This is a genomic window from Aureicoccus marinus, assembly GCF_002954325.1.
Classification (GTDB): Bacteria; Bacteroidota; Bacteroidia; order Flavobacteriales; family Flavobacteriaceae; genus Aureicoccus; species Aureicoccus marinus.
The window spans coordinates 2,143,712-2,164,529 of sequence record NZ_MQVX01000001.1 but is presented as its reverse complement, the minus strand read 5'-3'; the positions used below and the strand labels follow the sequence as shown (position 1 = coordinate 2,164,529).

General features: G+C 48.6%; 20 protein-coding genes and 2 pseudogenes. 4 read left to right on the top strand and 18 right to left on the bottom strand.

Going from position 1 to position 20,818, the window contains the following annotated elements; genetic code table 11:
- Positions 1 to 22: 22 nt before the first annotated feature.
- The 4 genes and pseudogenes from pdeM to BST99_RS10115 all read right to left on the bottom strand — a co-directional run bounded on the left by pdeM (position 23) and on the right by BST99_RS10115 (position 5,790).
- A complete protein-coding gene (pdeM, locus tag BST99_RS10130; RefSeq protein ID WP_105001700.1) occupies positions 23 to 655 on the bottom strand; it encodes a ligase-associated DNA damage response endonuclease PdeM in 633 nt (210 codons plus the stop codon).
- A complete protein-coding gene (locus BST99_RS10125; RefSeq protein ID WP_394335624.1) occupies positions 652 to 3,162 on the bottom strand; it encodes a ligase-associated DNA damage response DEXH box helicase in 2,511 nt (836 codons plus the stop codon). Before BST99_RS10125 ends, pdeM begins: the two co-directional genes overlap by 4 nt.
- Positions 3,156 to 4,780 (bottom strand): annotated as a pseudogene (locus BST99_RS10120) (ATP-dependent DNA ligase). The gene BST99_RS10125 and the pseudogene BST99_RS10120 overlap by 7 nt, the downstream one beginning before the upstream one ends.
- Entirely contained in the window at positions 4,777 to 5,790 is a 1,014-nt protein-coding gene (locus BST99_RS10115) for a ligase-associated DNA damage response exonuclease (RefSeq protein WP_105001698.1), read from the bottom strand. Before BST99_RS10115 ends, BST99_RS10120 begins: the two are co-directional and overlap by 4 nt.
- Positions 5,791 to 5,876: 86 nt before the next feature.
- Between BST99_RS10115 and BST99_RS10110 the strand changes: the two genes are divergently transcribed.
- Positions 5,877 to 6,302, top strand: coding sequence for a tellurite resistance TerB family protein (locus tag BST99_RS10110; protein ID WP_105001697.1), 426 nt, complete (start codon positions 5,877 to 5,879; stop codon positions 6,300 to 6,302).
- 3 nt (positions 6,303 to 6,305) lie between these two features.
- Here the strand turns inward: BST99_RS10110 and fbp are convergent, their stop codons facing one another.
- Entirely contained in the window at positions 6,306 to 7,328 is a 1,023-nt protein-coding gene (gene fbp / locus BST99_RS10105) for a class 1 fructose-bisphosphatase (protein ID WP_105001696.1), read from the bottom strand.
- Between the two features lie 134 nt (positions 7,329 to 7,462).
- Between fbp and BST99_RS10100 the strand changes: the two genes are divergently transcribed.
- The 3 genes from BST99_RS10100 to BST99_RS10090 are packed head-to-tail and all read left to right on the top strand — an operon-like array spanning position 7,463 to position 11,082.
- The gene (locus tag BST99_RS10100) at positions 7,463 to 7,951 is read left to right on the top strand and encodes a GNAT family N-acetyltransferase (protein ID WP_105001695.1); all 489 of its coding nucleotides are present in this window, start codon (positions 7,463 to 7,465) and stop codon (positions 7,949 to 7,951) included.
- A complete protein-coding gene (locus BST99_RS10095) occupies positions 7,948 to 9,195 on the top strand; it encodes an aspartate kinase (RefSeq protein WP_105001694.1) in 1,248 nt (415 codons plus the stop codon). Before BST99_RS10100 ends, BST99_RS10095 begins: the two co-directional genes overlap by 4 nt.
- Before the next feature lie 33 nt (positions 9,196 to 9,228).
- Complete coding sequence (locus BST99_RS10090) at positions 9,229 to 11,082, top strand: GNAT family N-acyltransferase (RefSeq protein ID WP_105001693.1); 1,854 nt, start codon at positions 9,229 to 9,231, stop codon at positions 11,080 to 11,082.
- A gap of 6 nt (positions 11,083 to 11,088) precedes the next feature.
- Here the strand turns inward: BST99_RS10090 and BST99_RS10085 are convergent, their stop codons facing one another.
- The 13 genes and pseudogenes from BST99_RS10085 to serS form a co-directional block, all read right to left on the bottom strand.
- Positions 11,089 to 11,505 carry an arsenate reductase ArsC gene (locus tag BST99_RS10085; RefSeq protein WP_181044206.1) on the bottom strand — a complete coding sequence of 139 codons (417 nt, stop codon included), beginning with the start codon at positions 11,503 to 11,505 and terminating at the stop codon, positions 11,089 to 11,091.
- A 10-nt stretch (positions 11,506 to 11,515) separates the two neighbouring features.
- Positions 11,516 to 12,031: a GNAT family N-acetyltransferase gene (locus BST99_RS10080; protein WP_105001691.1), complete on the bottom strand. Its 516-nt coding sequence runs from the start codon at positions 12,029 to 12,031 to the stop codon at positions 11,516 to 11,518.
- 14 nt (positions 12,032 to 12,045) lie between these two features.
- Positions 12,046 to 12,531 (bottom strand): DUF6428 family protein, encoded by a 486-nt coding sequence (locus tag BST99_RS10075; protein WP_105001690.1) that lies wholly within the window; start codon positions 12,529 to 12,531, stop codon positions 12,046 to 12,048.
- Position 12,532: 1 nt separating this feature from the next.
- Positions 12,533 to 12,856 carry an ArsR/SmtB family transcription factor gene (locus BST99_RS10070; protein WP_105001689.1) on the bottom strand — a complete coding sequence of 108 codons (324 nt, stop codon included), beginning with the start codon at positions 12,854 to 12,856 and terminating at the stop codon, positions 12,533 to 12,535.
- 76 nt (positions 12,857 to 12,932) lie between these two features.
- On the bottom strand, positions 12,933 to 13,277 hold the full coding sequence (locus BST99_RS10065) for a TM2 domain-containing protein (protein ID WP_105001688.1): 345 nt from the start codon (positions 13,275 to 13,277) through the stop codon (positions 12,933 to 12,935).
- 19 nt (positions 13,278 to 13,296) lie between these two features.
- Positions 13,297 to 13,689, bottom strand: coding sequence for a VOC family protein (locus tag BST99_RS10060; RefSeq protein ID WP_105001687.1), 393 nt, complete (start codon positions 13,687 to 13,689; stop codon positions 13,297 to 13,299).
- Entirely contained in the window at positions 13,686 to 14,141 is a 456-nt protein-coding gene (locus BST99_RS10055; protein ID WP_105001686.1) for a DUF1801 domain-containing protein, read from the bottom strand. The genes BST99_RS10060 and BST99_RS10055 overlap by 4 nt, the downstream gene beginning before the upstream one ends.
- A 28-nt stretch (positions 14,142 to 14,169) precedes the next feature.
- Positions 14,170 to 15,113: pseudogene (locus BST99_RS10050) on the bottom strand (2-hydroxyacid dehydrogenase).
- A gap of 10 nt (positions 15,114 to 15,123) precedes the next feature.
- Entirely contained in the window at positions 15,124 to 16,476 is a 1,353-nt protein-coding gene (mgtE, locus tag BST99_RS10045; RefSeq protein WP_105001685.1) for a magnesium transporter, read from the bottom strand.
- A complete protein-coding gene (rsmA, locus tag BST99_RS10040; protein ID WP_105001684.1) occupies positions 16,463 to 17,296 on the bottom strand; it encodes a 16S rRNA (adenine(1518)-N(6)/adenine(1519)-N(6))-dimethyltransferase RsmA in 834 nt (277 codons plus the stop codon). The genes mgtE and rsmA overlap by 14 nt, the downstream gene beginning before the upstream one ends.
- Positions 17,297 to 17,299: 3 nt before the next feature.
- Positions 17,300 to 17,617 (bottom strand): DUF4286 family protein, encoded by a 318-nt coding sequence (locus BST99_RS10035; protein WP_105001683.1) that lies wholly within the window; start codon positions 17,615 to 17,617, stop codon positions 17,300 to 17,302.
- Between the two features lie 2 nt (positions 17,618 to 17,619).
- On the bottom strand, positions 17,620 to 19,449 hold the full coding sequence (locus BST99_RS10030; protein ID WP_245916233.1) for a tetratricopeptide repeat protein: 1,830 nt from the start codon (positions 19,447 to 19,449) through the stop codon (positions 17,620 to 17,622).
- 78 nt (positions 19,450 to 19,527) lie between these two features.
- Positions 19,528 to 20,799 carry a serine--tRNA ligase gene (gene serS, locus BST99_RS10025; RefSeq protein WP_105001681.1) on the bottom strand — a complete coding sequence of 424 codons (1,272 nt, stop codon included), beginning with the start codon at positions 20,797 to 20,799 and terminating at the stop codon, positions 19,528 to 19,530.
- Between the last annotated feature and the right edge of the window lie 19 nt (positions 20,800 to 20,818).

Below are 20,818 nucleotides of genomic sequence, written 5' to 3'. Positions count from 1 at the left end.
ATTTTTTGCAAATATAGGGGCTTTATAGGGCAATTACCTCTCCCTCGGCCAGAACAAAAACCCGGTCTTTTGGTCCCTGTTTGAGACTGTGGCTCCCGGTAAAGGCTCCCAAGGCGGGTAGGATCAGCTGTTTGGGTTTCAGAAAGAAACAAGGAAGGCGCAGACTTTGCCTACCGCTGCCTCGTAGAACGATGGCCGGATGGATGTGACCACAGATGTTGATGTGTTCTGAAGTATCGGTCGGGTGATGACTTAGGTAAAAAGGGCCTAGTTCCCAATCTTCCACATAGTGAAGGCCTATTTTTTCGAAGCGGAGTGGAGAGATGATATCGTGGTTCCCGGCGACCAGAATCAATTCTGAAGGGGTGGCTTGGACCCAGTGTTCAAAAAGGTCCCACTCCTTATTAAGGGAAGAATGAAAGAGATCTCCCAGAAAGACAATCTGAAAAGGCTGAAATTCTTCAACAAGCCGACGCAGGAGAATAAAGTTTTCTTGTACAGCTTGAGTGGGAATGGCTGCACCAAACTTTCTGAAATGCGAGATCTTGCCCAGGTGTACATCACTGAGCATCAGCAGAGATCGCTCTTCCCAAAAGAGAGCTCCACTGGGGTGCATCAGCATTTGCTGGCCGCCGATTTGAATACGGTGGTTCACCGGCCCTGTAGTTTTTTGGTCATCTTACGAATACGGTCTGCCAGCTTTTCGGATGACATTTTTTCTCGCAGACGGTCGGTGATAATCGGAAAGGAAAAAGGAGTCGCTTGACTGCAGTTTCGGATCACCAACTCTTGTCGGCCGATTCGCTTCAAGGCCAGACGTAGACGACCTTCTTCCAGCTGGTGTTCAAAGGTTTCTCGGTAGGCTTGGGTATACAGCAGATTGTCAGCCTCGTAATCTTTAAAGACATCGAAGAGCAGTTGGGAACTGCTTTGTAAATGCTTCATTTTGATCCCTTTTTCGGGATAGCCCGTGAACACCAAGCCGCTGATGACGGCGATGTCTCTGAACTTTCGACGTGCCATTTCGGTCGAATTCAGACTGTTTTGTAGGTCCTCCAGCATATGATCGGTCGTCAGCAGGTTGTTGTCAATGATCTCCTGCAAATCAACGGGCTGGTCGGACAGCAGCTCAAAACCATAATCGTTAAAGGCCAATGAAAAAGATACCGGCCGCATTAGACTGATGCGGTAGGCCAATAAACTGGCCAGGGCTTCGTGTACAAAGCGACCCTCAAAGGGGTAAAAGAGGTGGTGGTGACCTTCACGGGTTTCGAAGTACTCCATCAAAAAATGGTCGGTCGACGGGATGATGCTTTCTTTTCGTTGCTGTTCGAAAACCGGATCCAAGGCCTGGATTTCAGGGCTTTGTTCAGCTTTGCTGAGCCGGGCTGAGTACAACTCTTCACGAAGGAGTTGAGACATTTGGGCGCTCAGGGTAAGTCGTCCGCCCATCCAACTGGGAACTTTGGAGGTGCGTTTTTTGGAGTTGCGTACCTGTACTTTCATTCCTCTCAGGCGTATGAACTCCAGGTTGCGTCCTGCAAAAGTGAAGACATCACCCGGATTAAGGCCCGAGACAAACCACTCTTCAATAGAGCCGATATAGCCTCCGCTTTGGTAGTGTACCGACAGGTTAGCGTCTCCTACAATGGTTCCCATTTGGAAGCGGTGGCGCATGGCGATGCCCTTGTTGTTCACCTTGAATCGTCCGTCCTCCTCCACTTCAACCTTGCGGTACTCGTCGTAGGATCGCAGACTTTGGCTGCCCAAAACCATAAAATTCAGCAGCCATTGCCACTGGTCTTCATCCAGCCCTTGGTAACAGAAAGTCGATCGGATTTCGGGCCAAATTTCTTTGGGATAAAAACCGTCTGAGACAGCCAGGGTGGTCAAATATTGCAGAAGCACATCATAACTCATCAGATAAGGCATGCGGTCTTCTACGGCTTTTTTCTCGATGGCTTTATGCAGGGCAGAAGCTTCCACCAGTTCCAAGGCATGGGTGGGTAAAAAGTAGATAACGCTGGGCTGACCAGGCCGGTGGCCACTACGCCCCGCTCGCTGAAAAAATCGGGCTACCCCTTTTGGACCCCCTATTTGGATGACGGTTTCGACCGGCGCAAAGTCTACTCCCAGATCCAAACTGGAGGTGCAGACCACGGCCTTAAGGCTTTCGTTGCGGATGGCCTGTTCCACCCAAAGGCGGGTTTCTTTGTTGATGCTTCCGTGGTGCATGGCCATTTCGCCCGCAAATTCCGGGTAGCGTTCTAGGATTTTTTGGAACCAGATTTCGCATTGACTCCGGGTATTGGTAAACAGAAGGGTCGTCTTGCTGGACTTGATGATGGGAATAACATCGTCCAGTAAATGCAAGCCCAAATGCCCTCGCCAAGGAAAAGTCTCCATGGTTTTGGGCAAGAGACTCTTGACCTCAATTCGCTTTTGGATATCGGCCCGGATCATTACCGAGTTTTCGAACGCTGGAGAGCCGGGGCCCAACAGGACTTCCCGGGCCAAATCCAGGTTGCCAATGGTGGCCGAAATCCCCCAAATTCGGAGGTTTTCTGAAAGGGTTTTTAAGCGCGAAAGCGCGAGTTCCATTTGCACGCCCCGCTTACTTCCCATGAGTTCGTGCCACTCATCGACCACCACGGCCTGGCAGAGTGCAAAGGTCTTGGGGTAGTTTTTGGAAGAAAGCAAAAGGTGCAAGCTTTCCGGAGTGGTAATGAGCAATTCGGGCATCTGCCGTTTCTGTCGACTCCGTTCTTTGGTGGAGGTGTCTCCCGTTCGGATTCCTACCGAAAGAGGCAAGTCCAAATCCTGAATAATCCGTTGTGCAGACTGAAATATTTCTTGGGAAAGGGCTCGAAGTGGAGTAATCCAGATGGCCCGCAGCCCTCTTTTAGGCCTGGTTTTCTTCTTCTCGTCCAAATAACCGGAAACCCTTAGGCATTCCATGAGAATCGGGAACCAAAGGGCATAGGTTTTTCCGCTTCCAGTCGGAGCGTTCAATAGCCCGTGTTTACCTTCCATATAGGCCCGCCAGGTTTCTTTTTGAAAAGGAAAGGGCTTCCAGCCTTGATCAGAAAACCAGTCTTCGGCTTTTTGCAGCAGAACTTCCTGCTGCGGAAGTAGAGTAGAAGAGGTTTTAGGGTTCACGATTTCGTTTTTTGGCTATTGGATGGGAGCAACTTTTTGAGGTCTTCCAGGGTATTGGCGTCTTCTGGTTTTTTGTCTTTTCTCCAGCGGGCTATTCTGGGGAATCGAGTGGCTACCCCACTCTTGTGGCGACTCGACAGGGCGATTCCTTCAAAGGCAATTTCAAAAACCAATTGAGGCTCCACACTGCGCACAGGACCAAATCGCTCTAAGGTGTGCTGTTTGATCCAGCGATCCACTTCCCGGAATTCCGCATCGCTCAATCCCGAATAGGCTTTAGCAAAAGTAAGGAGTTCGGGAGCTCCTCCGTCTTTTGGGTTACCCCAAAGGGCAAAGGTGTAATCTGTGAAGAGGTTGCTGCGCCGGCCGTGACCGCGCATGGCATAGGTCAAGACGGCATCAATTGAAAAGGGGTCCACCTTCCACTTCCACCAATCTCCTTTTTTGCGGCCCACGCGGTAACGTGAATTCACTCTTTTAAGCATCAGCCCTTCGCTCCGTATTTCCCGGGAACGTTCCTTTCTTTGGCAGCGTCTCCCCAACTTTCAAAGGAATAGGGGAGAGATCGTTGCAGAGGAAGGCCTTCAGGCAGAGTGGACAAGAGCTCCTGAAGTCTTTTTTGTCGCTCCTGAAGGGGCCTCTCACGCAAATCTTCTCCGCGTTCTTCGAGCAGGTCGTAGGCCTTTAGGATCACCGGACAAGACTCGAGTATCTTCTTGGTGAGTTGCTTTCGTCCAATGCGTTTTTGAAGCAGAGAAAAGTCTCCAATTTGCCCATCCGGATAGGGCAAAAGTTCCCCATCAAGCACAGTGCCGTCGGGTAGATGTTCCAACAACATCTCAAATTCCGGGTATTTGTCTGTGACCAATTCCTCGCCCCGACTCCAGAGAAAGTGCTTGCCCTTGCGAAAAATCAGCTGGGCCCGAATTCCGTCCCATTTGTGTTCCGCAGACCAGTTCTTGGGATCTTCTTCCTCAAAAAAATTCTCTTCCACTGCGTGGGCCAGGAAAAAAGGATACGGCTTGGACAATTGATCTTCTTCTCGGGGTTCAAGAACCAATTCTTTGAAGTCAACCGTTTTGGGATTCCAGTTCCCCATCAGGCGGTAGGCCAGTAGATCTTCTTCTACTCCTGTGGCTTTAGAAAGGGCTCTGGTCATCAGTTTTTGACTTACCCCAATTCTGAATCCACCGGTGATCAGCTTACAAAAAACAAAGCGTTCATAGTAGTCCAGGGTTTTCCAGTTGGTTCGGAGGTAGTCTCTTTTTTCGTCCTCTTCCAAAGCCTTGAGTACAATCATTTCTTCCAGAAAATCCGTGAGGCTTTTGGTGGTTGATTCTGAGGGGTTGGGCAGTACCAAAGCGATGGTTTCGGCTAAATCCCCTACGATGTGGTAGCTCTCTTCGAAGAGCCAGGGATCGATTTGGGCTTCTTCTGCAGCCCATTCCCGAAGCAAGGTGGTGTTTACTGGACGGGGCGGACGTCGGTGCGAGAGCAAAGCGATGGTCCACACCTTGTCTCGATCAGAAGCTTTGGTGAAGTACTCGGCCAGGGCATTCACCTTGGGATTGACCTTGTTGGTGCGGTCTAGTTCTTTGATGAGGTAGGCAAAGTCTTTCACTGGGCTTCGGTTGAGGTGGCTTCTAGACTTTCTCCTTCGTATTGTGTTTCTACCGTGCGGGCATCCCAGCCTTTACTGTTGAGGTAGCGAGCAAAGAGTTCGGAATAGCCGTGGGTACAGATCACCTTTTCGGCTCCTGTTGCCGTGATGCTTTTGAGCAACTGACTCCAATCGCAGTGGTCGCTTAAAACAAATCCTCTGTCGATAGCACGCCTTCTTCTGGCCCCTCGAAAAGCCATCCAGCCACTGGCGCTGGCGGTTTCGAAAGGACCCCATTTGCGGAGCCAGGTACTGCCGTGTGCGCTTGGTGGGGCCAGGACCAAATTCCCCCTAACTGCCTCTTTTGCGGTATCTGCGGTGATGCGTTCTGTCGGAGCTAATTCAATCAATGGTCTGAGCACCTCGTTCATGTTTTCGATGGCTCCGTGGGTGTAAATGGTTCCGATTTCGGTATCGAGCAGGTGCAGCAGTCGTTGGGCTTTGCCGAGGGAATACCCAAAAAGGACAGAGGTTTTTCCTTCGGCTTTATTTTCGGCCCACCAGCGGTTGATGTCCGTCATCACTTCTTCCTGGGGGCGCCAACGGAAGACCGGCAAGCCAAAGGTGCATTCGGTGATAAAGGTGTGGCACTTCACCACTTCATAGGGCGTGCAGAGTCCATCGTTTTCTGTTTTATAATCCCCGGAAAAGACCCAGACTTCGCCCTGGTATTCTACTCGGATTTGGGAAGAGCCGACGATATGACCAGCCGGAAAGAATTGAAAACGCACTCCACGAATAAGCAGGCTTTCGCCCCATTCCACCCCCTGGACCTGGATGTCGCCGAGTCGGTGGCGAATGATGGGAACATTGCGGTGGTGGGTGATGTACTGCCCGTGACCCCATCGACTGTGGTCACTGTGACCATGGGTAATCAGGGCTTTGGCGACGGGTTTCCAAGGGTCGAGGTAAACATCCGCCGCGGCGCAATAAATCCCTTTTTCGGTAAATGCGAGCAGTGGTTCCTTCATAGCCTGCTGAAATTACGAATTCTTCTGCGTGCTAAGGCAGGTCATTGCTCAATTCCTGCTATATTTGCAACCAAATTTTCGATCACATGCCGATTTTAGATTTATACGAGCACGGAGAACAAAAACGCAATTTGGCTCACTTCGCTACTTTGGCCAGTTTGGCTGCAGTGGATGGCGAAATCAGCGCAAGCGAAAAAGAAATCTTGGACCGTTTTGCTTTTAAATTGAACATCAGCGAGGAAGACTACGCCGAAGTGATGAAGAAAGAGAACAAGTACCCCATCGAAACTCCTCATGATTCGGAGAAGAGGTTAAAGCGTTTGTTCGACTTTTTCCGCATGGCCTTCGCTGATCATAAAATCGATGAGGATCAAAAGTCCCTCATTGCGCGCTACGCGATTGGATTGGGATACTCTACTGAGGACGCTTCGAAACTCATAGAGCGTGCCTTCGAAATCTTCTGCGGCCAGATCAGCTTTGAAGATTTTAACTACTTGGTGAATAAGGACTAAGACTTATTTGAATTCGACGGCCTCGTGTTTGGCCATAAAGGATTCGGCTTTTTCTACCATTTTTCGACTTCCACAGAAGAAGGGAACGCGTTGGTGTAGCTCCGTTGGCTGTAAATCCAATATGCGCTCGTAGCCGTTACTCGCTTTACCCTTGGCCTGTTCCGCCAAAAAAGCCATGGGGTTGCATTCGTACAGCAAGCGCAACTTTCCGTTACTGGCTTTGCTGCTTTTGGGGTACATGTAAATTCCCCCTTTGATCATATTGCGGTGGAAATCCGAAACCAAGGATCCGATATATCGTGAAGTGTAGGGACGATCTCCGTCTTCTTCCTGGCAGTACTTAATGTAGTCCTTTACGCCTTGTGGGAAGTGAATGTAGTTTCCTTCATTGACCGAGTAAATTTTACCATCTTCCGGGAACTGCATATCGGGATTCGATAGGTAAAAGGTTCCAATGGCGGGGTTCAAGGTAAAACCGTTTACTCCGTGCCCAGTGGTGTAGACGAGCATGGTCGACGTTCCGTAGACCACGTAACCGGCTGCAACCTGGTTTCGTCCGGGCTGGAGGAAGTCTTCTAGAGTCACTGGACTACCGATGGGAGTCACCCGGCGGTACACCGAGAAAATAGTCCCCACCGATACATTGACATCGATATTGGAAGAACCATCTAGTGGATCAATCAGCACGACATACTTGTTTTGATGGAGTTCGTCATGGGAATTGACTTCGATAAATGAATCTTCTTCTTCTGAAGCAATACCACAAACGATCTCTCTATTTTTCAGGGTTTGGATGAACTTTTCATTGGCTAAAATATCCAGTTTTTGCTGGTCTTCCCCTTGTACGTTCTGATCACCGGCATCTCCCAAGATGTCTACCAGTCCGGCTTTGTTGACTTCGTGGTTAACCACTTTTGCGGCCAGGCGGATGGCGTGAATGAGTTTGGAAAGTTCGCCCGTGGAGTAGGCAAATGAGGATTGGTTCTCAATGATGAATTCTCCGAGCGTTTTGTTGATTTTTCCCATGAAATAGCGAGGTAGAGGTTGTTTTTTCCAGTACAAATATCGATGAAAATGTGATACGATAACGTTTTCGTAAAAGAAAGCTCGGAAGGGCTTTCTTTGATTTGTAACTTTGTGTTTTATTTATAACAAACGCCATGGAAACAGCTTTCCGTATACGACTTGCCGAAGAACCGGATATGTCTGCTGTATTGGAAATGATACAGGAATTGGCCGACTTCGAGAATGAACCGGAGCAGGTCGAGATCAGCGCTGAGGATTTAAAACGCGATGGTTTTGGGTCTAAGCCAGCTTTTCGCTGTTTTGTCGCCGAGAAGGAAGACGAAGAATTGGTCGGTATGGCTTTGGTCTACCCGCGGTACAGCACCTGGAAAGGAATTGTGCTGCATTTGGAGGATCTTTTGGTTAAACAAGCCTATAGAGGGCAAGGGGCCGGAGCACAATTACTGGATGAGGTGGTTCGTTATGGGCAGGAGCAAGGTGTCTTGCGTGTATCCTGGGAAGTCCTGGATTGGAACGAAAAAGCCATCGAGTTTTACCGAAGTCGCGGAGCCCGGGTAATGGAGGATTGGCATGTCGTTCAATTGGATGGAACGGCCTTACAGGATTATTTTAAGAACAGATGAAGGTATTTAAGTTTGGAGGAGCATCTGTAAAGGATGCTGATGGAGTGAAGAACCTCTGCCGTCTTTTACAGCAAACGGGGCATTCGGATGTGTTTTTGGTGGTCTCGGCTATGGGGAAGACAACCAATGCCATGGAGGAAGTGGTGGAAGCTTACTTTAAGGAGGGGAAAGACTTTTCTGAATCCCTTGACCCGGTGGAATCCTTTCACTTTAGCCTGGCTCAAGAACTCTTTGAGGAGGGGGATCCTGTTTTTACTCGATTGCAAGTGCTTTTTGAGGAGGTGCGTGGGTTTTTAAAATGGATTCGTTCTCCCAAATATGCCTTTGTCTATGATCAGGTAGTGGGTTATGGGGAACTCTTGTCCACTGCACTTGTCAGCCATTATTTGCAGTCGCAAGGCTTAGAAAATGAATGGATTGACGTGCGCCATTACATCAAAACAGACCGAAATTACCGGGATGCCGGGGTCGATTGGGATCAGACCCAAGCGCGCATTCGAAAAGGAATAAAATCCGGGCCACTGTATATTACCCAAGGATTTTTGGGAAGTGACGAAAACAACTTCACGACCACATTGGGTCGGGAAGGATCGGATTATACCGCTGCGATATTGGGTTATTGCCTGGACGCCGAGTCAGTCACTATTTGGAAAGATGTTTCCGGAGTTCTCAATGCTGATCCCCGTTATTTTGAAGAAACCACCCTATTGGAGCAAGTGTCTTATCGTGAGGCCATTGAGTTGGCTTTTTACGGAGCTTCCGTAATCCACCCCAAAACCTTGCAGCCCTTGCAAAGCAAAGAGATTCCGCTCTACGTTCGCTCCTTTATTCAGCCAAAAGAAAAGGGAACGGAAGTCGGTCGAGGGAAAAAGATCAAGCCGGAAATCCCTTGTTTCATCGTGAAAAAGAAGCAGGTACTACTGCAGTTGTCCACCCTGGATTTTTCTTTTATGGCGGAGCATCACTTGAGTAATCTTTTTGATTTGCTCCACCAGTACCGCCTGAAGACAGATTTGATCCAAAATTCGGCCATTAGTTTTTCGGTTTGCCTCGACAACCGTTTCGGAGGACTGGAGGCTTTGCTCAAGGACTTGGAGCAGCAATTCAAGGTGAACTGCTACCGTGATGTCGATCTCTATACCATCCGTCATTTTACCGAAGAGGCGGTCGAAAAAACTCGAAAAGACAAGGAAGTTGTGCTGGAACAGCGCAATGGAGAAACGGTGCAGTTGGTTACCCGCTAATTGCTATCTTTAGCCGTAGGATTTATCTCCACTATGGGATTAGTAACAGCGAAGGAAGTAGCCCAGGCTATCCGTCTGGATCGCTACGGGGTCCTCGGAACATTTGTGGGTTGGTTATTGATGAGAGCGACTCGCATCAGTACCATGAACCGTTTTTACGACAAGCACCAGCACTTGTCGGCACCGGAATTTCTGGATGCTATTTTGAAGCATTACGAGATTCAGTTTGATATACCCGAAGCTGACCTGAAGCGTATCCCCAAACAAGGACCTTTCATCACTATTTCCAATCACCCTTTAGGAGGTATTGATGGCGTACTACTGCTTAAGTTGTTGTTGAGTCAGCACACGGATTACAAGATCATTGCCAACTTTTTGCTTCACCGAATTGCTCCCTTGAAGCCCTACATCATGCCTGTGAATCCCTTCGAGAATCACAAGGATGCGCAGAGCAGTATCTTAGGTTTTAAGAATGCACTCAAACACTTAAAAGAAGGTCATCCTTTGGGTGTTTTTCCTGCGGGAGAAGTGTCGACTTACCGAGAAGGAAAACTTCTGGTAGACAAGCCTTGGGAAGAGGCGGCTCTAAAATTGATTCGCAAGGCCGAGGTGCCGGTAGTGCCTATTTATTTTCACGCCCGCAACAGCCGGCTTTTTTATCAGCTCTCCAAGATTAATGATGTCTTTAGAACGGCAAAGCTGCCTTCTGAATTGACCTCTCAACGAAGAAGACCGATTACGGTGCGAATTGGGCAACCGATTTCTGTGGCGACGCAACAAGAAGCAGACTCTCTGGAAGATTATTCGGATCTGCTCCGAAAGAAGACCTACCTCTTGGCCAATGTATATGAGAAATCTCCCTTTTTACAGAAGGTTAGAGGGGAACTCAAAATTCCGAAACCCCCTCGCAAGGTGGCCAGTGCCGTCCGAAAAGAGGTCCTGATCGGAGAAATTGAAAAACTCCGGGAAAAGGAACTCCGCTTGCTTCAGAGTAAGAACTACGAAGTGTTTTTGGCCCAGGAAAACGATATGCCTTTCTTGTTGCAAGAGATAGGCCGTCAACGGGAATTGACCTTCCGCGAGATCGGGGAGGGGACCAACAAACCGATCGACCTCGATAAATTCGATGCCTACTACCACCATATGTTCTTGTGGGACAGTGCTGCCGAATGTGTGGTAGGAGCTTACAGAATGGGCTTGGGTTCACAGATATTCGAAAAGTACGGGATCGATGGTTTTTACCTGCAGGATCTTTTCCGCTTTGAACCCGAGTTATACGATATGATGAGCCAGTCGATCGAGATGGGCCGGGCCTATATCGTTAGCTCTTACCAGCAAAGACCCATGCCGCTTTTTTTGTTGTGGAAAGGAATTGTACATACCACCCTCCGCTACCCGGAACACAAATACCTGATTGGTGGGGTGAGTATCAGTAATCAGTTTTCGAACTTTTCGAAATCTCTGATGATTGAATTCATGAAATCGAACTATTGGGATCCTTATGTGGCCCAATACATTCGACCAAAAAAGGAATTCAAGGTGCAGCTCAAAGATGCCGACAAAGAATTCATTTTTGATGAAACCCAAGCCGACCTCAATAAGTTTGATAAGCTCATTGATGAGGTGGAACCGGGGAGTTTGCGTTTGCCGGTGTTGATTAAAAAGTACATTAAGCAAAACGCCAAGGTGGTCGCTTTCAATGTCGATCCCCTCTTCAATCATGCCGTGGATGGATTGATGTACATCCGCATAGCTGACCTCCCAGAAAGTACGGTAAAACCCGTCATGGAGGAGTTTCAGGCCGAGTTGGAAAGAAAGCTTCAGGACGCCAGCGGAGGGGCTCAAACGGCAAAGGCAGCGGACGACGCTGCATCCGCCACCTCTTAGCAAGTCTTAAAATGCGCGAGTAACCAGCTCAGCCGCGTACTCTCGAATTTCGTTACGTGTTTTCTCGAAGGCCGCGTGTATTTGTTCTTCTGTCCCGTTTAATTTAGAAGGGTCTGAAAAGTTGTGGTGCAGACGTTCGGCTGCCGGAGCTGGAATAAAAGGGCAGTTTTCGTTCGCGTGATCGCAGACCGTAATGATGTAGTCCCAGGCGATTCCTTCGTATTCGGCTACGTGGTTGGAGGTATGCCCTGAAATATCGATGTTGTCTTCTTTCATGATGGCCACCGCCCGTTTATTGAGGCCATGGGTTTCGATTCCTGCGCTGTAAATGCTCGCTTTTCCTTCGAGCATATGGGCGAGGTAGCCGTGCATCATTTGACTACGGCAGGAGTTCCCTGTACAAAGAACCAAGATGTTTTTCATGTGTTGGATTTTAAGTGGGTATTGAGGTTGTAGGCTTATTGAGTCCTACGGTTGTACTTCTTTTTTCCATCAGGAGGTTGTCGTGCCAGTGGCCATCGCGATAAGCGACCCGCTGGCGGAGTCCGATTTTACGGAAACCCATTTTCAGGTGGAGTTGAACGCTGGCTTCGTTTTGAGGGAAGATCGCCGAATGCAGGGTCCAAATACCCGCCTCTTCACTTTCTTCAATCAGTTTAGTCATCAGAGCGCTACCCCATCCCTGACCCTGTGCGTCGGGATGCAAGTAGATGGTTACCTCTGCAACCCCGCGGTAGGCATAACGAGGCGAGACCTTACTCAGGGCCGTCCACCCGACCACACCTTCCTCGGTTTCGAGCACCAGGCGTCCGGTTTGCAGAAACTTGGTATCCCATTTTTCATAGGAAGGCACTTCGGTCTCGAAGCTGGCGATTCCAGTGTCCAGCCCTTTTTGGTAAATGTCCTGTACTCTAGACCAATCGGTGTTATGCATCTTCCGAATCTGCATGGGCTTTTAGGGTTTTAGCAACAGCCGCTCCCGGGTTGACAGGTGTTCTGAGTCGCTTCTGCATGTTCGGGCACGCCACAGGCATCTTTGGCTTTGCAGTCCGTAATGTCTGGTTTGAGCTGGATCAACAGTTCATTCTCGTTGAAGTATGCGGCCTGAACAGGAAGTTGTGCGGTATGAAAGGTATCGATGCCGTACTCAAATTTAACCAACGCATCCAATTGCATCGGACGTACTCCGTGGACCCGATTCAATATGCTTTGGGCTTTATAGGCCGACATGGGTTTTTCTTTTCCGGCTTCGGCTTCGCTTTCCCAAAGCTGAATGACGGTTTCTGACCATTGATCGGCACGTCCACCACAGTCGACGGCTTCAATTTGTACGTTTTTGACTTCGGTGATGTGGTAGTGGTTACCCACTCGCTTACCCGGTGTGTATTCGAAGTGGAGGGATTTACCGCTGTGCTCTTTGAGCAGGTCTAGGAATTCGGATGTTTTCATATTAGCAACAGTTTTGTGCGATTTGATCAAAGAACTTTTGGAAGGAGTTTTTTAATTCTTCCCAGCGCTCTCTGTTGATGCAATAGCACAGGTTCTTTCCTTCAAAATTGCCGTGAAGGAGTCCAATTTTTTTGATTTCATTCAGGTGTTGAGAAATGGTCGGTTGTGAAAGGCCGATCACATCTACCAAATCATTGCAGATACAGGCCTCTTGTTGACTGATGTACTCCAGTATGGCTACCCGGGCGGGATGAGCCAGTACTTTTGCAGCTACGGCCAATGCGTTGTGCTTGGTACTGAAGAGTTCTGACTTGGTTGTACCCATTGTTTAATTATTATATTGCAATATTACGATAATGTAAGTATATAAAAAAGCTGATCCGAAAATCAGCTCTTTGTTTTTAGAACCATGGCTTGTGTCCAACCTGGTAAGTGTTGTAAAATTCTTCGTCTGATTTGGTCAGGTAGATGATTCCTTCAATCAGGCCGATGACACCGGGGATCCAGAGAATAAAGGCTCCGATGACCACACAGGTTAGGACATACGAAATCAAAGAGGCACCCAGTAGGATAAAGCCCTCCTTGTTGTAGCCCAAAATAAACTTGTGCACTCCCAGGGAGCCCAGTAAAATGGCCAGCACTCCGGCAAGGACTTTCTTGTTTTCTCCTCCGGCTTGTTTTAGGCCATCACTGAACTCGTTCGCTGTTTTTTTTGCTTCTTCCGCAAAGTTGCTTTCTTCTGACATATTCTAGGTTTATGATTGATTACTCTTCTTTAAAGGCTTCGTCTTTGGGTTCCCAAAGTTCTATTTTGTTTCCGTCCGGATCCAAAATCCAACCAAATTTACCGTAGTCGTATTCTTCGGTTTTTTCCATTACGGTAACGCCTTCTTCTTTTAGGGCGGCCAATAGTTCGTCCAGGTTTTCGACCCGAAAGTTCATCATAAAGGAGCTTTCGCTCGGCTCAAAATAATCGGTATCGTCCTTCATAGGGCTCCACTGGGTCAACCCGTCATTGCCTTCGGCATCTTTCCACCAAAAGGACCAGCCGTAATTGTCTGTGGGGATGCCAAGACGCTCTTTATACCACTGCTTTAGATGATCCGGTTGGGAGGTTTTGAAGAAAAAACCCCCGAGGCCTGTTACGCGTTTTTTCATTTTTTACGGCTTTTTTCATAGAGGGCAATCCACTGCTTGGCATCCATCTTTTGAGCCAATTCTCCAATGAGGTCCATAGGGATCTGGTCTATTTTTTTGAAGCGGATACAGCTTTTTCCCATATCCAATTTATGGGGAACGCGAGACGTGTATTCATTCTGAAACCACTTCAGCAGGTCTTCCTGTGCATATACCCCCATGTGGTACAGGGCGATGTAATTTTTTTGAGAGGCCAGGTTGATAAAAGGCAAGGGCAGCTTAGGATCGCAATGGTAGCCGTCGGGATAAACCTCGTGAGGCACCACATAGCCAATCATCCCATAACTGAGGCATTCCTTAAAATCGGAAGACAGATTTTTTTGAAGGACTTCCCGGATGCGCGAAATGGATTTGCGTCTTTCGACTGGGAGTTTTTCGATGTACTGGTCTACGGTATCGGCTTGGATACGCATATGGCTTTGTTCATTAATTGGGGTTCCTCTAAAGGTATGAAAAATGTTCTTTGATCTTGTCGACGATGGTTTGGGCCAGTTTCTGATGACTTTCGAGGGTCCATCCGGCGACATGAGGGCTGAGCAAAACATGGGGAGCCGAAAGCAAAAAGGCCAGGGCTTCCGGTTTCTGACTGACTTCAAACAGATTCTCAAAAGAGGCTTTTTCGTATTCGAGTACATCCAATCCCGCACCCAAAACCTGACCAGACTTTAAGGCTTCCACTAAATCAGCAGAAACCACAGCACTTCCACGAGCGGTGTTGATCAGCCAAATGGGATGTTGAAAGGCGTTTAAAAAATCGCGATTAACCATGCCTCGGGTAATTGCCGTTTGCGGCGTGTGCAGGCTGAGAATATGGGCTTTTTGCTGGAGCTCCTCCAAGGTGACCTGGCGGGCGTTTTCGTCTCCGAGATCGGGGAGTAGGTCGTAGCAGAGGACTTCACAGTCAAACCCCTTTAGCTTACGGGCAAAGGCCTTTCCCATATTTCCATAGCCGATGATGCCTACTGTTTTGCCTTCTATTTCGGTTCCTCGGTGCTCTTCCCGAAGCCAGTGGCCCTCGACCACAGATTCGTGTGCAATCCGAAGCTTGTTCATAAGTGCGAGCAGCATTCCCATGCGTGCTCTCCAACCGCGTTGCGGTTTCCTTCAGGAGCAGAGGCCAAAAAAATATTCTTGGATTCAGCGTATGGAATATCGATGTTTTCCATTCCCGCACCGACACGTCCGATAAAACGAAGGGAGGTGGCGTGGTCCAAAAACTCCTTGTCAATCGGCGTTCTACTGCGGATTATAAGCCCCTGATAATCCCCAATTTTTTGGAGGATTTCTTTTCGAGAACTGGTGTAGTCTTCCTCGTTGGTATAACCCAAGGCCGCCAATCCCTGCATCAGGGAAGGGTGGTTGTTGTCCAGGTGGAGTACCTTCATGTTTGTTGACTTAAATGCCCAGAATCCAGCGGGCGATGGTAAAATAAATCAAGATCCCAAAGATGTCGTTGCTGGTAGTGATAAAGGGTCCCGTGGCAATAGCGGGATCAATGCCGCGACGGTCCAAGAATAAAGGAGTAAACGTTCCGACCAATCCGGCAACAATGATCACCACCACCAGAGAAATCGAGATGGCTAAGGCCGTTTCAAAACTTCCCTTCCAAAACCAGGTAAACAACAAGAGGATTACGGCGAGGATGAGGCCATTGAATAAGGCCAAAAGCATTTCTTTCCAGAGACGATCACTGATACTGCCCTTGAGGTCGTCGTTGGCCAGACCCTGAACGACAATCGCACTGGATTGAACCCCAACATTTCCGGCCATGGCCGCAATAAGGGGCGAAAAGTAGAAAAGGACGGCATGCTTGGTGATCATTTCTTCAAACCCTCCCATGATGGCCGCAGCTCCCAATCCGCCAATAAGCCCTAAAATGAGCCAGGGTAAACGAGCTCTTGTCAATTCCCAGATGCTGTCATCGGCCTCTACGTCTTGCGAGATACCCGCAGCCATTTGGTAATCCTTATCGGCTTCTTCCCGAATAACATCGACGATATCATCAATGGTAATGCGTCCCACCAGGCGGCCAATTTCGTCCACGACTGGAATGGCTTCCAAGTCGTATTTGGACATGATTTTGGCCACTTCTTCTGGCTTTTCATTCACGCGTACATAATCGACCTTGGGGATGTATACATCCTTGATGTCGGTGCGGGTGGAGGTGGTCAGAAGGTCCTTTAAAGAAAGCCGGCCTTTGAGTATTTCTTCATCGTCTACCACATAGATGGAGTGAACGCGGGTGACATTTTTGGCCTGCTCCCGCATTTCTTTAACGCAAGTCAGGACGGTCCAGTTTTCGTTGACTTTGACGAGTTCCTTTGCCATGAGTCCCCCAGCAGAATCTTCGTCATACCGAAGGAGTTCAACAATGTCTTTGACATGCTCCTTGTCTTCGATATTGGAGATGACCCCTTGAACCTGGTCAGCGGGAAGTTCACCGAGAATATCCGCGGCATCATCCGAGTCGAGCTCCGCGATTTCTTCGGCAATTTCTTTTGGTGTAAGCTGATTTAAAATGGCCTCCCGCACATCTTCGTCCAGCTCGGTAAGAACATCGGAGGTCTTTTCGCTGTCGAGCAGCTTGATGAGGTAGGTGGCCTGTTCGGTATCGAGTTCGTTGGTGATCTCTGCGATATCCGCATAGTGGTATTCCTGCATGCTTTCCTGCAGGTCCGAATCCTTCCCAGCTTCAATAAGGAGCTGGATCTGATCGAGAAGCTCGTCTGTTAGCTTAAACGGTGTCATTTTCTATGCGGCTGCTGAGTTGGATGAACTCCTCAACGGAGAGCTGTTCCGGTCGCCGATCAAAGATACTATCTTCTTTCAGACCCGGGCTCAAGGCATAGGATTTTAAGCTGTTTCGCAGGGTTTTTCTACGCTGATTAAAAGCGCGCTTGACCACACCAAAGAAGAGGGAGGCCGAACAAGGAAGTTCTTGCTGCTCTTTTCGCACCAGGCGAATTACTCCGGATTGCACTTTAGGTGGGGGGTCAAACACTTGGGGGTGCACAGTAAAAAGGTATTCGGTCTCGTAAAAGGCCTGCACCAAAACCGAAAGAATCCCGTAAGCCTTACTGCCCGGTTTTTCACAGATGCGTTTGGCCACTTCTTTTTGGAACATACCCGAAAATTCCGGAATCTGATGGCGATAGTCCAAAAGGCGAAAGACGATTTGGGTCGAAATATTGTAGGGGAAATTACCGGTAATACCAAAGGGCTCTTCCCCGAAGTACTTCTCTAGGGGGGTCTTGAGAAAGTCGGCTTCAACTACAGTCAAAGGGGCTTTTTTGGAAAGGTCCTGAATGGCTTGGGCCTCGTAATTTTCGCGGAGGTAAGCGATGGATTCAGTATCGACATCCATGGCCCATAACTGCAAGGGACGCTCCAAAAGATGCTTGGTCAAAACGCCGGTCCCCGGTCCGATTTCCAGAACCTTGTTGTAGCCCTCCAGAGAAAGGGTTTCGGCTATTTTAAATGCTATATTCTCGTCTTTGAGGAAGTGTTGACCCAGGTGTTTTTTGGGTTGTACATCTTCGGAGGGACGGGGGCGCCGTTCTTTTTTCATGAATCAGGCTTCTTGTTCGCTGATCACTTCCAATTCTGTTCGGAAGGCTACGAATTTATTGGCAAAACGAGACATTCCATCGGCTCGCATGCTGTCGGCATCCTCTGCATAATAGCGTTCCAAAGTGGCTTGATCCCGACAGCTGTACTGTACGGAATAGGTGAGTCCACCCATTTCTTCTTCGACTAAAACCCGACTCATTTTGGCTTTGGTAAATTTTCCTGTACCCAGCATATCGGGAATGTGGGTGTCGCGCATCCAACCGAGCCAAGCGTCGTGGACGGATTCGTCAATATTGATGGTAACGTTGTAAATCAGCATGTTTATTGAATTTGATCTCCCCTTAATTTGCGGAAACGCTTACGCGCCAAAGGAAAGAAATAGCTGTCCTGGTGATCGTAAATCAGGATTTCGTATGACTCCATGGCTTTTTCGGTCTGCTGGAGTTTAGTCTCGTAAAGCAGACCTCTCTCGTATAGGGTGTCATCGGTCCAGATACCGTAAGGATAGAATTCCAACAGGCGTTGATAGTTCCACAGGGCTTCTTCGTACTTGCCCTCTTTTTGCAGCAATTGCGCTTGCAGAAACAAGGCGTCATCTTCGATCTGAGAGCCTTTGTGGTTGTCTAGCAGGTCTTGTAATTCGGCAATGGCCTCTGTTCTTTTTTCTTGATAGGAAAGTAGATCCGCACGAGCGTATTTCTTCAGTGCCACCTGGGTAGAGTCCCCCCAGTTGTTGTCCGAAATTGTTAGGCTCAATTGCATGGCATCGTTCGCGATAAGTTGAGTACTCGAGTTTCGGAGGACTTTGAGTTGGGTTAAAGCCCAGTCAAAATCACCCTTGAAAAAACTGGTTCGCGCAACCTGGAACCGTGCCTTTTGGGCAATGACATCGTTTTTGAGCTCTTGTTGAATTTGCGAAAAGTAGACCAGTGCTTGGTTGAATTTTTGATCGTAGACCAATACGTCTCCCAAAAGCATTTTGAGCTGTGCTTTTGATCGGGGACTGAGGTTGCCATCCAGAAGTTCCTTGAGTTGTTGGCTGCTTTCTTTCGCCTTGTTCTGTTGGAACGTCAAAAAACGGTAGTAGGCCAAATACAGCCCCATGGTCTGGTCCCGAGGCGGATAAATCGCGAGTAGTTCGCGGTACTGTTTTTCTATTTTGTCGTAGCCATTGGGTCCGGTTTCTGCCCTTTCTAAATTCAAGAGACTCAAGGAAGCCCTGAGTTTGTATTGTGGCTGTTGAGTTGTCTCCTCAATAAAGGTGTAACAGGCCTTAGCGGTCTTGCGATCTCCTTCTTTATCGGCCAGATCCCCCAGGCCAAACAGGCGATCCATCTGTCCGTCCTGCAGGCGTTTTAGCAAGGCTTTCTCCTGAGCAAAGGCCAGCTTGAACTGACCTTGTCGGACGAAGAGTCCGCTGAGGAGCTCATTCCAAACGAGGTTGGGTCTTTTTTGTGCACGAAGCAAAAGACTTTTTCGAAAAAGAATATTGTTGGGGGCGTCGGCCCGATCTTCCAGAAAATCATCAATACTTCGCATGGCTCTGGAAGAAGAAGTTTTGCCTTCTTCAATGAGATCCAGATAAGCCTCAAACATTTTTTGAATGTCGCCTTTTTCGCCATACACACGAGCCAGTTGAATCCCGTAATTGAGTTGTGGTTTGAGTTCCAGGGCCTTGTTGAAAGCCGCGATGGCTTCGTCCAGAAGAGCGTAGCGCTGAAAGCGGTACCCTATGCTGTATCCCATATTGGGGTTGAGTTCAATGGCGTCAATGGCTTTTTGGTACATGGGCGGAGCCTTTTCAGGTTGTCCCGCCAGAACATAGGTGTAACCCAACTCAATATAAAAGGTCGGAAAGGTGGTTTTGGACTCCATCTTTTTCAGCAAAAACTGCTCGGCTTCCGCATAGCGTTCCAATTGCTGGTAACACTTGACCGTGGCCTCCGCATATTCCATGCGGTAAGGATTTTTTTCGCTGAGTTTAATAAAATAGACGAGGGCCTTTTCGTACTCTCCGTCTTCCAGGTACCGTTTGGCCAGGAGTTCCTGCTGACCCCAGAGCGCAGAGCTGCAAGAGAACGCCATGGTAAAAAGCAAGACCATTACCCATTGGGCTGTCCTTCGCTTTTTAAATGACCCTGTCTTTAGCATAGGTGTAAATTACGATGACTCACTTGAATATGCCGTTAACTTCCTGCTAAAAGCCGAAATCTTCGATAGCGATCCGCCTTAATCGATTTTGGAGAATCCGCAGTAAGAATGCAATACCTCGGGTAATTCGATACCGTCTTCTTTTTGGAAGTTTTCAAGCAAAGCGGCGACAACACGAGGCAGGGCCAAGGAACTTCCGTTCAAGGTGTGAGCCAACTGTTTTTTGCCATCTGCTGACTTATAACGCAGTTTTAGGCGGTTGGATTGGAAATCCTCAAAATTAGAAACGGAGGAGATTTCTAACCAGCGCTCTTGTGCCGTTGAATACACCTCAAAATCGTAAGTGAGGGCAGAGGTAAAGCCCAAGTCTCCTCCGCAAAGGCGAAGAATGCGGTAAGGCAATTGCAGTTCTTCCAAGAGTCCCTTTACGTGCTCCACCATGCCGTCTAAGGCGGCATAAGAATCTTCTGTTCGCTCTACGCGAACCAGCTCAACCTTGTCAAACTGATGGAGGCGGTTCAATCCGCGGACGTGCGCTCCATAACTTCCAGCCTCTCGACGAAAGCAAGGGGTGTAGCCGGTGTAGGCGATAGGCAATTCGCTTTCTTGCAATAGTTCCCCTCTTAGAATATTGGTGATGGGAACTTCCGCTGTCGGGATCAAGTACAAATCGTCTGCAGTCACATGGTACATTTGACCTTCTTTATCCGGAAGCTGCCCGGTACCCAAGCCTGAGGCCTCGTTAACCAGGTGAGGGGGTTGGATTTCGGTATATCCGGCAGCGGTGTTGCGGTCCAGAAAATAATTGATCAGTCCGCGTTGAAGACGGGCTCCCTTGCCTTTGTACACCGGGAATCCTGCCCCGGTTACCTTTACGCCGAGTTCAAAATCGATGAGGTCGTATTTCTTGGCCAATTCCCAATGGGGTAAGGCTTCTCCGTGTAGTTCAGGAACTTCTCCTTTTTGAAAAACTTCCTCGTTATCTTCCTCGGAGTTTCCGGCCGGAACACTGCTGTGCGGTGCGTTAGGCAGCTGGTATAGTTCCTCTTGCAATTGGCTTTCTGCCGTCTGCAGCTGTTCGCCCAATTCCTTGGATTTTTCTTTTAGATCCGCCGTTTGCGCCTTGAGTGTATTGGCTTTTTCTACTTCACCGGATTTGAATAACTGCCCAATTTCTTTGGAAAGTTTATTGGCCTCGGCCAGGGTGGCATCCAGCTCAGTCTGTAAAGCTCGGCGGCTTTCATCCAAACCGATTACCTTGTCCAAAAGAGGTCCAGCTTCGAGCTGTCTTTTGCCTAAAGCCTGAACGAGTTTGTCTTTTTCTTCGCGAATACGGTGAAGCGTAAGCATAGCGGTATGCGTTTTAAGC

Bases quoted from the DNA above. Each gene is read 5' to 3' on its own strand.
- mgtE (WP_105001685.1), bottom strand. From the start codon at position 16,476: ATGACACCGTTTAAGCTAACAGACGAGCTTCTCGATCAGATCCAGCTC.
- BST99_RS10085 (WP_181044206.1), bottom strand. From the start codon at position 11,505: ATGAAAAACATCTTGGTTCTTTGTACAGGGAACTCCTGCCGTAGTCAA.
- BST99_RS10055 (WP_105001686.1), bottom strand. From the start codon at position 14,141: ATGCGTATCCAAGCCGATACCGTAGACCAGTACATCGAAAAACTCCCA.
- rsmA (WP_105001684.1), bottom strand. From the start codon at position 17,296: ATGAAAAAAGAACGGCGCCCCCGTCCCTCCGAAGATGTACAACCCAAA.
- BST99_RS10070 (WP_105001689.1), bottom strand. From the start codon at position 12,856: ATGGGTACAACCAAGTCAGAACTCTTCAGTACCAAGCACAACGCATTG.
- BST99_RS10115 (WP_105001698.1), bottom strand. From the start codon at position 5,790: ATGAAGGAACCACTGCTCGCATTTACCGAAAAAGGGATTTATTGCGCC.
- BST99_RS10030 (WP_245916233.1), bottom strand. From the start codon at position 19,449: ATGCTAAAGACAGGGTCATTTAAAAAGCGAAGGACAGCCCAATGGGTA.
- BST99_RS10065 (WP_105001688.1), bottom strand. From the start codon at position 13,277: ATGTCAGAAGAAAGCAACTTTGCGGAAGAAGCAAAAAAAACAGCGAAC.
- BST99_RS10100 (WP_105001695.1), top strand. From the start codon at position 7,463: ATGGAAACAGCTTTCCGTATACGACTTGCCGAAGAACCGGATATGTCT.
- BST99_RS10060 (WP_105001687.1), bottom strand. From the start codon at position 13,689: ATGAAAAAACGCGTAACAGGCCTCGGGGGTTTTTTCTTCAAAACCTCC.
- BST99_RS10075 (WP_105001690.1), bottom strand. From the start codon at position 12,531: ATGAAAACATCCGAATTCCTAGACCTGCTCAAAGAGCACAGCGGTAAA.
- serS (WP_105001681.1), bottom strand. From the start codon at position 20,799: ATGCTTACGCTTCACCGTATTCGCGAAGAAAAAGACAAACTCGTTCAG.
- fbp (WP_105001696.1), bottom strand. From the start codon at position 7,328: ATGGGAAAAATCAACAAAACGCTCGGAGAATTCATCATTGAGAACCAA.
- BST99_RS10095 (WP_105001694.1), top strand. From the start codon at position 7,948: ATGAAGGTATTTAAGTTTGGAGGAGCATCTGTAAAGGATGCTGATGGA.
- BST99_RS10035 (WP_105001683.1), bottom strand. From the start codon at position 17,617: ATGCTGATTTACAACGTTACCATCAATATTGACGAATCCGTCCACGAC.
- BST99_RS10080 (WP_105001691.1), bottom strand. From the start codon at position 12,031: ATGCAGATTCGGAAGATGCATAACACCGATTGGTCTAGAGTACAGGAC.
- BST99_RS10090 (WP_105001693.1), top strand. From the start codon at position 9,229: ATGGGATTAGTAACAGCGAAGGAAGTAGCCCAGGCTATCCGTCTGGAT.
- BST99_RS10110 (WP_105001697.1), top strand. From the start codon at position 5,877: ATGCCGATTTTAGATTTATACGAGCACGGAGAACAAAAACGCAATTTG.